The sequence below is a fragment of the Amycolatopsis stemonae genome (genome assembly GCF_054781455.1).
Map to the genome: position 1 here is coordinate 78367 of NZ_BAAGUJ010000005.1, position 12364 is coordinate 90730.

The following is a 12364-nucleotide window of genomic DNA, read 5'->3' on the forward strand; positions in this document are numbered from 1 at the left end:
GCGCGTTGATCAGCCGCAGGGAACTGAACCGCCAGTCGATCGTGTAGTCGCGCTGGGCCCGGACCTGCCGGATCCACTTGCTCATGTCCCGATCCTGGGCCGGTTGCCGAGCGGTTCGTGCGACAAGTGTTGCATAATGCAATCATGAGCCTGGCTAAAGATGACTTGTCCGGCCGTCGGATCGCGGTGCCCGTGCGGCAGCCGGTCGGACGGTGGCTGCGGGAGAGCCGGTCCGGCCTGGTCGGTCTCGCCGTGGTGATCGGTGCGGGTGCCGGGCTCGGCGCGATCGTGTTCCGGTGGCTGATCACCACGTTCACCCACCTCTTTTCCGGCCAAGCGGACTACGCCGCGGCCGGGCGGGTCGCGCACCCGTGGTTCCCCGCGCTCGGGCCGTGGTTCCTGCTGCTGGCCCCGGTGGTAGCCGGCCTGGTCTACGGGCCGCTGGTGCACAGGTTCGCGCCCGAGGCGCGGGGGCACGGGGTGCCGGAGGTGATGTACGCGGTCGCCGAGCGGGGCGGGCGGATCCCGGTGCAGGTCAGCGCCGTGAAGGCCCTGGCGTCGGCGCTGACCATCGGCTCCGGCGGTTCGGTCGGGCGGGAGGGCCCGATCGTGCAGATCGGCTCCGCGCTCGGCTCGACGCTGGGCCGGGCGGTGCGGCTGCCCGAGTCGCGGCTGCGCGTGCTCGTGGCCTGTGGTGCCGCCGGCGGGATCGCGGCGACGTTCAACGCCCCGCTGGCGGGGCCGTTCTTCGCGATGGAGCTGATCCTGCGCGACTTCGCGGCCGAGTCGTTCGGTGCGGTGGTGCTGGCCAGCGTCACGGCCAGCGTGGTCGGGCGCGCCGCCTTCGGCGACGTCGCGTTCCTGACGCTGCCGCCGTTCACCCTGCGGAACCCGGTCGAGTACCTGCTGTTCGTCGTGCTCGGCGTCGCGGTCGGGGCCTGCGGGGTGCTGTTCACCCGGGTGCTTTACGTGATCGAGGACGTCTGCGACCGGCTCTGGCGCGGCCCGGAGTGGCTGCGCCCGGCCGTCGGCGGGGTCTTCCTGGGCGGGCTGCTGCTGCTCCTGCCGCAGATGTACGGCGTCGGCTATCCCGTCCTGCAGAACGCCGTCGAAGGCAAGTACGTCCTCGGGTTCCTGCTGCTCCTGCTCGCCGGGAAGATCGTCGCGACCAGCCTGACCATCGGGATCGGCGGGTCCGGCGGGGTCTTCGCGCCCTCGCTGTTCATCGGGGCCATGGCCGGGGCGGCGTTCGGGATCGTGGTCCACGCGTGGCTCCCGTCGGTGACCGCGTCGCCCGGGGTCTACGGCCTGATCGGCATGGGCGCGGCCTTCGCCGGAGCGGCCCGCGCGCCGATCACCGCGGTCATCGTGCTGTTCGAGCTGACCGGCCAGTACACGATCATCCTGCCGATGCTGACCGCGATCGTGATCGCCACCGCCACCAGCCGGGCGCTCTCGCGCGACACGATCTACACGCTGAAGCTGCGCCGCCGCGGGGTCGACCTGGACCAGGGGCCGGAAGCCCGGCAGCTGGCCCGGCGCACGGTCGCGGAGGCCGGCGAGCCGCTGCCCGAGCCCCTGGCGGCCTCGACGACGCTCGCCCGGGCCGCGCACGAGCTGGCCGTGTCCGGGCACGGCATCCTGCCGGTGGTCGACGACGACGGCTGCTACCAGGGCTGCGTCACGGCTCGCGCGGTCGCCGAAGCACTCGCCGGCGACCACGAAGGCGACGTCGGCGAACTGGCCGAGCTGCCGCCGTTGGTGACCGCGGAAACCACGCTCGCCGACGCGCTGGACGCACTGGCCAACGCGCCGGGCACCGGCCTGCCGGTGCTGGCCGGCGAACACCGGCTGACCGGGTGGATCACCCACCAGTCGGTGCTGTTCGCGCTCGCCTCCGCCGGCGGGCGCGCACCCCGATCGGCGTCGTGACGCCGCTTTGCCGGACGTCGACCGGGTTCAGGACAGCGGGAGCGCCGCACGAATCCAGGCAGGTTTCCGTGCGCCCGGCCCGGAAAGTGCCGCTCACCGGCGGCGCGCGTCGTCCAGGCGGCGTGCGTCGGCGGCCTGCTCGAACGGCGTGTCGCCGGCCGGGTGGCGGTCGCCCAGGCCGGCGAACAGCGCGGCCACCTTCACCGAGTCGTGGTGGGTGGCCAGCTCGGCCAGCTCGGGGTCGGTGGCGGCCAGCACCTGCCGGAACCGCAGTTCGGCCAGCGGGCCGAGCCGGTCGTAGATCTGCAGGAAGATCTTCTGGGCCTGGTCGCGCGCCCAGTCGGCCGGCAGCAGCTCGGCGGGCAGGTCGGGGTCGGTCTCCGGGAACCGGCGCCAGTCCACGCGCAGCTCGGTGCGGGTGCGCAACGCCTGCGCCGGGCTGATCAGCCCCGCGGCCAAGCCGGAGAGCACCTGTTCGTAGCGCTCGACGAACTGCTCGTACTCCGCGGCGAGCGGTCCGAGGTCGAACGCCGTGACCGCCGGGGCCGAGCCGGGGACCTCGGTGGCGCGGAAGACCGTCGCGCTGCGGAGGTCCAGCTCGCGCAGTGCGGTGAGGGCGGGGCCGGCGAGGTCGTGCGGGCTGACCCACACCCCGTCGTAGAGCGCGGCGAACCGCAGGACCCGCAGCCGTGACCGCAGGGCCGTGCGCAGCCCGCGGTCCTGTTCCGGCACGGAAAAGGTGACCACGGTCCACTGCCCGTCCCAGTCGGGCGCGGTCGCGCCGAAGGTGAGCATCCGGTGCGTGCGCTCGATGATCACCTCGGACGTGCGCGCGGGGATGCCGTAGGCCGTCGTCCGCCCGCTGCGCGACACGGTGAGCAGGCCGCGGGCGGCCAGCCGCCGGATCGCGGCCCGTGCGCTCGCCGGGCTGATGTCGAACTCGCCGAGCAGCTCCACCAGGGCGGCCGACGGGATGTGCTCGTCGCGCCAGTACCAGAAGTCGCCGAGCAGGGACGTCAGCAGCAGCTGGGGCTCGGCTCCCTGCTGGGAGCGCGGCAGGGGCCCCGAGGGTGTCGCCGTCATCGCGCGCCTGTCTCTTCCGGGGTCGGTCCCGGCGGCCGGTCCGCCGCGGGTGTCCATCGTGGCAGTGCGGTCCGGCCGGCCGGAGCGAGGGGTTGAATCACGCGACACATCATGCGACGATCGGCGCCCAGATAGCAACCAATTGATCCTCCGGGTTCCCGCGCCGCCCCTCGGACGGCCTTCCTCAGGAAGAAAACGACATGGGTTCCTCTCTTCGTCAATGGCGTCGAAGCTCGCTCGCCGTGGCCGCCGCCGGGCTGGTCCTGGCCGGGTGCACGGTCGACGACGGGCCGGCCGCCGCCCCCACCGCCGCCGCCCTGACCACCGACGCGGCGCTGCACGACCAGCTGCCGCAGGCGGTCAAGGACGCGGGCGTCCTCCGGTTCGCCGGCGACTCCCACCCGCCGTACCGGACCGTCGGCCCGGACGGCAAGACCGTCACCGGCATCGACCACGACTTCCAGCAGGCGCTCGGCCAGCTCCTGGGCGTGCGCACGGAAACCACCATCGTCAGCGGGCTGCCGGCCGCGTTGCAGGGCATGCTCAGCGGCCGCTACGAAGCCTTCAACGGGCCGGTCAAGGCCACCGCCGAACGCGAGAAGCAGTTCGACACCGTCACGTGGATGACCACCCGGACCTCCTACGTGATCCCCGAAGGCTCCGCCGCCGGCGTCAAGCAGGCCGCCGACCTGTGCGGCAAGCGCGTCGCGGTCGTCACCGCGAGCGTCGTGGAGGACCAGCTCGGCAAGCTGTCCAAGTTCTGCGAAGGCGCGAAGAAGCCGGCCGTGCAGGTGGTCGGGCTCGACGACACGAACGCGACCCTGCTGGCCGCGAAGTCCGGCCGGGCCGACGCCGCCGGGATGACCCAGGCGGCCGCGATCGACGTGACCACCCAGCAGAAGGGCCAGTACGAGTACGTGACGCAGACCGAGGAACAGGGCGCCACGAAGGACAACCTCGCGCTGTACACCCCCAAGGCCGGCAAGCTCGGCCCGGTGCTGCAGAAGGCCTTCGAGGAGCTGTTCCGCAACGGCACGTACACGCGGATCATGCACCAGTGGGGCCTCGACGACGTCACGGTCCCGCAGCCGGTCTTCGACGCGGCGTCGGCGAAATGACCACGATGTCCACAGTGGAGGAAACGACGTCAGCGCCCGACGACGTCGCCTCGGCCCGCGGCCGGTTCCGCCCGCTGCGCTGGCTGTTCGTGTTCGTGCTGGCCGTGGTGCTCGCCCAGCTGGGCGTCTTCCTGGCCGGCAACTCCCGGTTCCAGTGGGACGTCGTCGCGAAGTACCTCTTCGAGAAGAGCGTCATGGCCGGGCTGGGCACCACGGTGCTGCTGGCGGTCGCGGCGATGGTCCTGGGGTCGCTCGTCGGCGGGGTCGTCGCGGCGATGCAGCTGAGCGGGTTCGGGCCCGCCCGCTGGGTGGCGACGCTGTGGGTCGGGCTGTTCCGCGGCATCCCGCCGCTGGTGCAGCTGATCTTCTGGTTCAACCTCGCCTACCTGCTGCCCAGGCTGTCGCTCGGCATCCCGTTCGGCCCGGTGTTCGGCACCTGGGACGCCAACAGCGTCATCACGCCGCTGACCGCCGCGGTGATCGGCCTGTCGCTCGTGGAATCGGCCTACCTGGCGGAGATCTTCCGCGCCGGGGTGTCCTCCGTGGACCCCGGCCAGCGTGACGCGGCGCGCGCGATGGGCTACCCGCCGGGGCAGACCCTGCTGCGGATCGTGCTGCCGCAGGCGATGCGCGTGATCATCCCGCCCGCGGGCAGCCAGTTCATCAACGTGCTCAAGGGAACCGCGCTCGTGTCGGTCATCGCGATGTCGGACCTGCTGCACTCGGTGCAGGTGATCTACAACCGCACCTACGAGATCGTGCCGATGCTGCTGGTCGCCTGCTTCTGGTACCTGGTCGTCGTCACCGTCCTGACCGCCGGGCAGCGCCGGCTGGAACGCCGGTTCTCCCGCGGTCACCGGGACGTCCGATGACCGCGCCGGTGCTGCGGATCAGCGACGTCCGCAAGGAGTTCGGGCCGGTGCACGCGCTCGACGGCGTCAGCCTCGACGTGCACGAGGGCGAGGTGGTCGTCGTCATCGGGCCGTCCGGGTCCGGGAAGTCGACGCTCGTCCGCTGTGCCCACCAGCTGGAGCCGATCGACGGCGGCGCGATGTACCTCGACGGCGAACTGCTCGGCCACCGGCGGTCCCCGGCCGGGTTGCGGCCGCTGACCGAACGGCGGGTCGCCGCCCAGCGCCGCCGGATGAGCATGGTCTTCCAGCAGTTCAACCTGTTCCCGCAGTTCACCGTGCTGCGCAATGTCACGGACGCGGCGGTCCGCGTCCACGGCCGCGACCAGTCCACTGTGGAGCGGGAGGCGCGGGAACTGCTGGAGCGCATCGGCTTGGCGGGCCGCGAAGACCACTATCCGCGGCAGCTCTCGGGCGGGCAGCAGCAGCGCGTCGCCATCGCCCGGGCGGTCCTGGTCCGGCCGCGGATCATGCTGTTCGACGAACCGACCAGCGCCCTCGACCCCGAGCTGGTCGACGAAGTCCTCGCGGTGCTGCGGAACCTCGCGGCGGCGGGGACCACGATGGTCGTCGTCACGCACGAGATGACCTTCGCGCGTGAAGTGGCCGACCGGTGCGTGTTCATGGAAGCGGGCCGGATCGTCGAAGAAGGGCCGCCGGGCGAGCTGTTCGCGCGGCCGCGGACCGATCGGCTGCGTGCCTTCCTGTCCCGTCATCTGTCCGAAAAGGAGGGTGTCTCGTGATCACTGTCGGTGCCGTCGGCGACCTCATCCTGGACGAGCCCGATCCCGAGTTCTTCCTCGCCCCGGCCGCGCCGGTGCTGAAGGCGATGGACCTGGCGATCGGCCACGTCGAGGTGCCGCATTCGACCACGGCCGTCCAGCACAGCACCGACGTGCCCGCACCGCCCGCGGACCCGGCGGCGCTGAAAGCCGTGGCCGAGGCGGGGTTCGCCGTCGTCACGCTGGCGGGCAACCACGCCCTCGACGCCGGGGACGGGGGACTGGCCGACACCATCGCCTACGCCCGCGCGGCGGGGATGGAGACGGCCGGCACCGGGCCGGACCTCGCGCACGCCCGGCGCCCGGCGATCGTCGAACGCGGCGGCCTGCGCATCGGCGTGCTGTCCTACAACTGCGTCGGCCCGCGTGAATCCTGGGCCGGCTCGCGCAAGCCCGGCTGCGCCTACGTGCACGTCCTGACCCACTACGAGCTGGACCACGCCAGCCCGGGCGGGCCGCCGAAGATCTACACCTTCGCCGACCCGGACAGCCTGGACGCGATGGCCGACGACGTCCGCCGCCTGCGGGCCGAGGCCGACGTCGTGCTCGTGGCCCTGCACAAGGGCGTCGGGCACACCCCGGTGACCGTCGCGATGTACGAGAGCCCGGTCGCCCGCGCCGCGGTCGACGCCGGTGCCGACGCCGTGTTCTCCCACCACCCGCACATCATGCGCGGCATCGAGGTCCACCGCGGACGGCCGATCTTCCACGGGCTCGGCAACTTCGTCACCGTCACCCACGCCCTCACCCCGGGTGCCGGGGTCGGCGCGGAAGAGCTGCAGGCGTGGGCGGACCGGCGCACGAAGCTCTACGGCTTCGCGCCGGACCCGGACATGCCGTTCTTCCCGTTCCACCCCGAAAGCCGCAACACCGCCATCGCCTTCTGCCGCTTCGACGAGACCGGGCTGCGCGAAGCCGGGTTCGTGCCGTGCCGGATCGACGACCAGGGCCGTCCGGTCCCGGTCGGCGGCACCCCGGAGGGCGAAGCCGTGACGAACTACATCGACGACATCACCCGCGGCGCCCGGCTCAACGGCCGGTTCACCACCCGCGGCGGCGAAGTGCTCGTCGACCTCACCGAGGGGGTTCCTTCATGACCGACCAGCCCCTGGCCGGCCGCACCGTCATCGACCTGACCACCGCGCTCGCCGGGCCGTACGCGACCCTGCTGCTCGCCGGGCTCGGCGCGACCGTGATCAAGGTCGAAAACCCCGCCACCGGCGGGGATTCGTCCCGCAACAACGCGCCCTACGTCGGCCGCGACGGGCTCAACCTCGCCCGGCGGCACGACGACGACCTGTCGGTGTCGATGCTGCTGCGCGGCCGCAACAAGCTCAGCGTCACCCTCGACCTGAAGAACCCGCGGTCGCGGGCGGTGTTCACCGACCTGGTCCGCGACGCCGACGTCCTGGTCGAGAACTACAGCCCGGGCGTCACCGACCGGCTCGGCATCTCCTACGACCACGTCCGCGAGATCAACCCGCGGCTCGTCTACACCTCGATCAGCGGGTTCGGCGCCCAGGGCGGCCCGGGGTCGGGCAAGGCGATGGACTCGATCATCCAGGCGCTCAGCGGCGTGATGATGACCGCCGGGGAGCCCGACGAGGGCCCGGTGCGGTTCGGCCTGCCGATCGGCGACCTCCTCGCCCCGCTGTTCGCCGTGGTCGGCACGGTGTCCGCGCTGCTGCAGGCCGAGCACACCGGCGAGGGGCAGCGGGTCGACGTGTCGATGCTCGGCGCACTGACCTCGCTGGTCGCGTGCGAGCCGTTCGACGCCTTCGACGCGGTCGGCCTGCCGCAGCGCACGGGGTCGATGGTGCCGCGGCTGGCGCCGTTCGGGATCCTGCCGGCCCTGGACGGTTACGTCGCCCTGTGCGCGCCGACCGACGCCTTCGCCCACGGCGTGCTGCGGGCGATCGGCCGTCCGGAACTGGCCGGGGACGACCGCTACCGGACCCGCGACCAGCGCGTCCGCGCGGCCGACGAACTGCACGGGATCATCCGCGAGTGGTGCCGGGTGCGGCCACTGGCCGAGGTCCTCGCCGCCTTCACCGCCGAGGGCGTGCCCGCGGCGGAGGTCCGGGAGCCGCGCGAGGCCGTGCGGGACCCGCTGGTCCTGGCCCGGGAGGAGGTCGTGCCGCTGCGCCACCCGCGCCACGGCGACGTCGCCGACCTGGCCGGGACCGGCGTGCCGATCCGGTTCTCCGCCGCCCGCGTCTCCCTCGACCGGCCCGCGCCGGGGCTGGGGGAGCACAACGAGCACGTCTACCGCGAGCTGCTCGGCTACACCGAACAGCAACTGGCGGACCTGGTCGCGGAGGCGGTCATTTGACCGCCGTGGGGTACGTCGGTGCCGACGTCCCGGTCGAGCTGATCACCGCGGCAGGCCTGCTTCCGCTGCGCCTGACCGGGAAACCGGGCCAGGACCACACGCTCGGCGACCGCTACCTCGGCCGCGGCGTCGACCCGGTCGCCCGGTCGATCCTGACGCGCATCCTCACCGAGGACTACGGCCCGCTCGAAGCCATCGTCGTCTCCCGCGACTGCGAAGCCTCGTTGCGCCTGTTCTACGCCCTGCGCGAGCTGCACCGGATCGAGCCCGCGCTGGGGCTGCCGCCGGTGCGGCTCGTGGACGTCCTGCACCTGCCGCACCACACGACCACCCGGTACGTCCACGCGAAGATCGCCCAGCTGCGCGAATGGCTGGGCCGCTGGCGACCGATCGGCGACGACGATCTCGCCGCGGCCATCACCGCGCACGACACCCTGCGCCGGTCGCTCGGGCGACTCGCCGCCCTGCGCCGGGCGAACCGGCTGAGCGGCACGAGGTTCCTCGAAACCGTCGCCGCGACCACCGCCATGCCGGTCACCGACGCCGTCGCGCTCGTCGATCGGGTGCTCGCGGAGCCACGGGAGGTGGACGGGGTGCGGCTGTTCCTCACCGGCAGTTCCCACGACCACCCGGCGGTGTACGAAACGGTGGAGCGCAACGGTTTCCTCGTCGTGGGGGAGGACCACGACTGGGGTGAGCTGCTCTTCGCCCGCACCTGCGCGGCGCCGACGGAACTCGGGCTGGCCGAGCGGTACCAGTACAGCGGTCCCGCCGCCCCGCGCGCGTCGATCCGGCAGCGTGCCGCGCACACCGCCGCGGCGGTCCGCGCCTGCGAGGCGGAAGTCCTGTTTTCCTATGTTCGGTTACAGGACGACGCGCCGCCGTGGGACTTCCCGGAGCAACGGGCCGCGGCCGGGATCCGGGCGGTCCTGGCCGAACGTCAGCCGTACGGCGAGCTGACGGCGGAAGCGCTGGCCGCGCTGGCACCGGCGAGGGCGGCATGACCGCCCGGCTGGCGTCGGCGACCACCGCGACCGCCTACCAGCGCGAGTGGTTCGCCCGGCTGCGCGACACCGACGGCCCGCTGGCGCTGGTCAACGCGGACGCGCCCCAGGAGATCTTCCGGGCGATGGACATCCCGTACGTCGTCAACCAGTGGTGGGCCTCGATCGTCGCGGCGAAACGGCAGACCCAGCGCTACCTCGGCCTGCTGCGCGAGCGCGGCTACCCCGACTACATCGAGCAGTACAGCGCCACTTCGCTGGCCTCGGCGTTCGAAGACGACCCCCAGCAGGCGCCGTGGGGTGGCCTGCCGACGCCGTCGATCGTGCTCGGCGAAACCACCGGCGACGCGTCCCGCAAGATTTTCGACGTCTGGGACGCGCAGCCCGGCGTCACCTACTACCCGCTGGAAAGTGCGGCGGAGAACGAGGTCCCGGAGCGGTGGTGGGAGCTGATGCCGCACCGCTGGGAAGAAGCCGTCGGCAGCGACCGCCTGGACCTGCTGACCGGCGAGCTGACCGGGCTCGTCCGGTTCCTCGAGCAGACCACCGGCCGGGTGTTCTCCGAAACCCGGTTCCGCGAGGTCCTGGACCTGGTCAACGAGCAGCAGGAGTGGAACCGCCGCACCCGCGACCTGATCGCGGCCGCCCGGCCGTGCCCGATCGCCGTCACCGACGGCATCCCCAGCGTCATGGTGCCCCAGTGGCATCGCGGCACGGAGTGGGCACGCGACGCCGCGCGGGCGTTCCACGACGAGGTGCGCGACCGGATCGACGCCGGCGTCGCGGTGTGCCCGGACGAGCGGCTGCGGCTCATGTGGGTCGGCCGCGGGCTGTGGTTCGACCTCGGCTTCTACCGGCGGTTCCAGGAGTCGCACGGCGCGGTCTTCGTGTGGTCGATGTACCTCGCCATCGCCGCCGACGGCTACCTGCGTTACGGCGACGACCCCCTGCGCGCGCTGGCCGCGCGCTTCGCCGCGTTCGGCGACCAGCTCTACACCCCGCCGTGGTCGGCGGAGTGGTACGTCAAGGAAGCGCGGCACCACGGCGTCGACGGGGTGGTGCACCTCGTCTCCGACGACCCGCGCGGCAGCTACTTCACCACCCGCGCCCTGCGCGCGGCGGGCATCCCGGTGCTGGAGCTGCCCGCCGACAACGTCGACGCCCGCACGGGAGCCGACCTGACCGCGCGGATGACCGCGTGGCTCGACGACCTGACCTGACCGGAGCCGCATGAGTACCAGGATCACGGTGGTGGCCGCGGCCGTCGCCCTCGCCGCTTCCCTCCCGGCCACCGCCCACGCGGCGGAACCCTGCGCGGGCACGGCGACGTGCGTCGGCGGGCAGCTGGCCGACGGCACGCCGTACAGCTTCGCGAAACCCGCCCGGTGGAACGGAACCGTGCTGGTGGACCTCGACTTTGCCGCGGGCGGGCTGACGAGCGCGCTCACCGCGAGCCTCGTCGAGCGAGGCTACGCGGTGGGCGGCACCACCCGCACGGTCACCGGCTGGAACATCACCCGGGCCATCGACAACCAGGCGGAAGCCCTGGGGCGCTTCGAATCCGCGTTCGGCCACCCGCGGTACGCGATCGCCGAAGGACGTTCGATGGGCGGCATGGTCGCCGCCGGCGTCGCCCAGGTGCACCCCGGCCGGTTCGACGCGGCCATCCCGATGTGCGGCGGCCTCGGCGGCGCGGTGGGGCAGTGGAACCAGAAGCTGGACACGGTCTTCACGCTCAAGACGCTGCTGTTCCCCGGCCTTCCGGCGACCGGCATCCCCGCCGACGTCCCCGGCACCCAGCAGCGGTGGATTTCCGCGGTGACGTCGGCGCAGGCGACCCCGGCCGGCCAGGCGCGCATCGCGCTCGCGGCGGCGATCGGCCAGCTGCCGGGCTGGGGCCTGGCCGCCGACGGCTCGCCGACCCCGGTCCCGGACGGCCACGACGTCGACGGCGTCGAGCGGGGGATGTTCCTGGCCCTCGCGGGCGGCCCGCTGCCGTACCTCGGGCAGGCGGTCAGCAGCCGCCGGGCGATCGAGCAGCTGGCGGGCGGGAACCCGTCGTGGAACACGGGTGTCGACTACGCGCGCCAGCTCACGACGGCGGAACCGAGCCAGCAGAACGCCGTCCGGCGGCTGTACCAGCGCGCGGGCCTCGATCTGCGCGCCGACCTCGGCCGGCTCGCCGCCGAACCCCGGGTGTCCGCCGATCCTGCCGCCGTCCGCTACCTGGAGCGGGGCATCGTGTTCACCGGCGACCTGCGGATCCCGGTGCTGACGGTCAACGGCACCGGCGACCAGATCTCGACGGTGGCGCAGCAGCAGTCCTACGGCGCCTTGGTCCGCCGGGCGGGCAACGCGTCGCTGCTCCGCCAGACCTACGTCCGGACCGCGGGGCACTGCACCTACACGACCGGCGAGCAGCAGGCGGCCATCGACCGCATGCTGACCCGCCTGCGGACGGGTCAGTGGCCGGACACCGCACCGGCCACGATGAACCGCTCGGCGACGGCCGCGGACGGCGTGCCGGGCCGGTACCTGCCCTACACACCGCCGCGGTTCAACCGGCCGTTCCCGGCCACTGCCGGTACCGGGCACGGCAGTGCAGCCAGTCCGCGGTGAGCGCCGACCGGATGGCGCGCTCGACGATGTCCTCGAGCGCCGCCGGGACTTCCCGGTCGGCGGCGAGCGCGGGCTTCCGGTGCACCCTGCTCTCTACGACGGAACCCTGGACCCGCCGGCGGGCAAGGCGGTCTTCGTCGCCCGGGCGTAACTTCGAAGCATGAGGATCGGCGAGCTGTCCCGGCGCACGGGCGCGAGTGCGCGCTCCCTGCGCTACTACGAGGCGCAGGGCCTGCTGACCAGCGTCCGCTCCGAGGCCGGGCAGCGGCACTATTCCGACGCCGAGGTCGAGCGCGTGGCGCTGATCCGGCAGCTGTTCGACGCGGGCCTGTCGAGCCGGGTGATCGCGACGGTGCTGCCGTGCGTGGAGACCCCCGACGACCCGGGCGTCGTCGAGTTCGCGTTCGCGACGATGAAGCGCGAGCGCGACCGGATCGACGCCGAGATCGCCCGCCTGCGCGAGACCCGCGACGCGCTCGACGTCCTGCTCGACGCCAACAGCCGGCACCAGGCGAAGCTGGCGTGAGGCTGTGACCCACGCCTCAGCCGGTTGCCCCTGACACCGGTGTGAGCGGTGACGATG

12 protein-coding genes are annotated in these 12364 nt (G+C 72.9%); 11 read left to right on the forward strand and 1 reads right to left on the reverse strand.

Annotated features, from left to right (window positions below; translation table 11 throughout):
* Positions 1 to 144 precede the first annotated feature (144 nt).
* Complete coding sequence (locus ACYVLJ_RS19570; RefSeq protein ID WP_460439693.1) at positions 145 to 1932, forward strand: chloride channel protein; 1788 nt, start codon at positions 145 to 147, stop codon at positions 1930 to 1932.
* 93 nt (positions 1933 to 2025) lie between these two features.
* Here the strand turns inward: ACYVLJ_RS19570 and ACYVLJ_RS19575 are convergent, their stop codons facing one another.
* Positions 2026 to 3015 (reverse strand): PaaX family transcriptional regulator, encoded by a 990-nt coding sequence (locus ACYVLJ_RS19575; protein WP_460439694.1) that lies wholly within the window; start codon positions 3013 to 3015, stop codon positions 2026 to 2028.
* Between the two features lie 242 nt (positions 3016 to 3257).
* Here ACYVLJ_RS19575 and ACYVLJ_RS19580 point away from each other — a divergent pair, with 242 nt between their 5' ends.
* Genes ACYVLJ_RS19580 through ACYVLJ_RS19625 form a run of 10 tightly spaced genes read left to right on the forward strand, consistent with a single transcriptional unit; the run spans position 3258 to position 12307 of the window.
* A complete protein-coding gene (locus ACYVLJ_RS19580) occupies positions 3258 to 4133 on the forward strand; it encodes a transporter substrate-binding domain-containing protein (protein ID WP_451985531.1) in 876 nt (291 codons plus the stop codon).
* Positions 4130 to 5005 (forward strand): amino acid ABC transporter permease, encoded by an 876-nt coding sequence (locus tag ACYVLJ_RS19585; RefSeq protein ID WP_460439695.1) that lies wholly within the window; start codon positions 4130 to 4132, stop codon positions 5003 to 5005. Before ACYVLJ_RS19580 ends, ACYVLJ_RS19585 begins: the two co-directional genes overlap by 4 nt.
* Positions 5002 to 5787 carry an amino acid ABC transporter ATP-binding protein gene (locus ACYVLJ_RS19590; RefSeq protein ID WP_460439696.1) on the forward strand — a complete coding sequence of 262 codons (786 nt, stop codon included), beginning with the start codon at positions 5002 to 5004 and terminating at the stop codon, positions 5785 to 5787. The genes ACYVLJ_RS19585 and ACYVLJ_RS19590 overlap by 4 nt, the downstream gene beginning before the upstream one ends.
* On the forward strand, positions 5784 to 6923 hold the full coding sequence (locus ACYVLJ_RS19595; protein WP_451985525.1) for a CapA family protein: 1140 nt from the start codon (positions 5784 to 5786) through the stop codon (positions 6921 to 6923). Before ACYVLJ_RS19590 ends, ACYVLJ_RS19595 begins: the two co-directional genes overlap by 4 nt.
* The gene (locus ACYVLJ_RS19600; RefSeq protein ID WP_451985523.1) at positions 6920 to 8158 is read left to right on the forward strand and encodes a CaiB/BaiF CoA transferase family protein; all 1239 of its coding nucleotides are present in this window, start codon (positions 6920 to 6922) and stop codon (positions 8156 to 8158) included. The genes ACYVLJ_RS19595 and ACYVLJ_RS19600 overlap by 4 nt, the downstream gene beginning before the upstream one ends.
* A gap of 5 nt (positions 8159 to 8163) precedes the next feature.
* Positions 8164 to 9162, forward strand: a complete 999-nt coding sequence (locus ACYVLJ_RS19605) for a 2-hydroxyacyl-CoA dehydratase (protein WP_460440189.1) — start codon at positions 8164 to 8166, stop codon at positions 9160 to 9162.
* Positions 9159 to 10382, forward strand: a complete 1224-nt coding sequence (locus ACYVLJ_RS19610) for a 2-hydroxyacyl-CoA dehydratase (protein ID WP_460439697.1) — start codon at positions 9159 to 9161, stop codon at positions 10380 to 10382. The genes ACYVLJ_RS19605 and ACYVLJ_RS19610 overlap by 4 nt, the downstream gene beginning before the upstream one ends.
* Positions 10383 to 10392: 10 nt before the next feature.
* On the forward strand, positions 10393 to 11781 hold the full coding sequence (locus ACYVLJ_RS19615; RefSeq protein ID WP_460439698.1) for a DUF6351 family protein: 1389 nt from the start codon (positions 10393 to 10395) through the stop codon (positions 11779 to 11781).
* The gene (locus ACYVLJ_RS19620) at positions 11762 to 11932 is read left to right on the forward strand and encodes a hypothetical protein (RefSeq protein WP_460439699.1); all 171 of its coding nucleotides are present in this window, start codon (positions 11762 to 11764) and stop codon (positions 11930 to 11932) included. Before ACYVLJ_RS19615 ends, ACYVLJ_RS19620 begins: the two co-directional genes overlap by 20 nt.
* Before the next feature lie 9 nt (positions 11933 to 11941).
* Positions 11942 to 12307, forward strand: a complete 366-nt coding sequence (locus ACYVLJ_RS19625) for a MerR family transcriptional regulator (protein WP_460439700.1) — start codon at positions 11942 to 11944, stop codon at positions 12305 to 12307.
* Positions 12308 to 12364 lie beyond the last annotated feature (57 nt).

Bases quoted from the DNA above. Each gene is read 5' to 3' on its own strand.
- ACYVLJ_RS19610 (WP_460439697.1), top strand. From the start codon at position 9,159: ATGACCGCCCGGCTGGCGTCGGCGACCACCGCGACCGCCTACCAGCGC.
- ACYVLJ_RS19615 (WP_460439698.1), top strand. From the start codon at position 10,393: ATGAGTACCAGGATCACGGTGGTGGCCGCGGCCGTCGCCCTCGCCGCT.
- ACYVLJ_RS19625 (WP_460439700.1), top strand. From the start codon at position 11,942: ATGAGGATCGGCGAGCTGTCCCGGCGCACGGGCGCGAGTGCGCGCTCC.
- ACYVLJ_RS19570 (WP_460439693.1), top strand. From the start codon at position 145: ATGAGCCTGGCTAAAGATGACTTGTCCGGCCGTCGGATCGCGGTGCCC.
- ACYVLJ_RS19600 (WP_451985523.1), top strand. From the start codon at position 6,920: ATGACCGACCAGCCCCTGGCCGGCCGCACCGTCATCGACCTGACCACC.
- ACYVLJ_RS19575 (WP_460439694.1), bottom strand. From the start codon at position 3,015: ATGACGGCGACACCCTCGGGGCCCCTGCCGCGCTCCCAGCAGGGAGCC.
- ACYVLJ_RS19585 (WP_460439695.1), top strand. From the start codon at position 4,130: ATGACCACGATGTCCACAGTGGAGGAAACGACGTCAGCGCCCGACGAC.
- ACYVLJ_RS19590 (WP_460439696.1), top strand. From the start codon at position 5,002: ATGACCGCGCCGGTGCTGCGGATCAGCGACGTCCGCAAGGAGTTCGGG.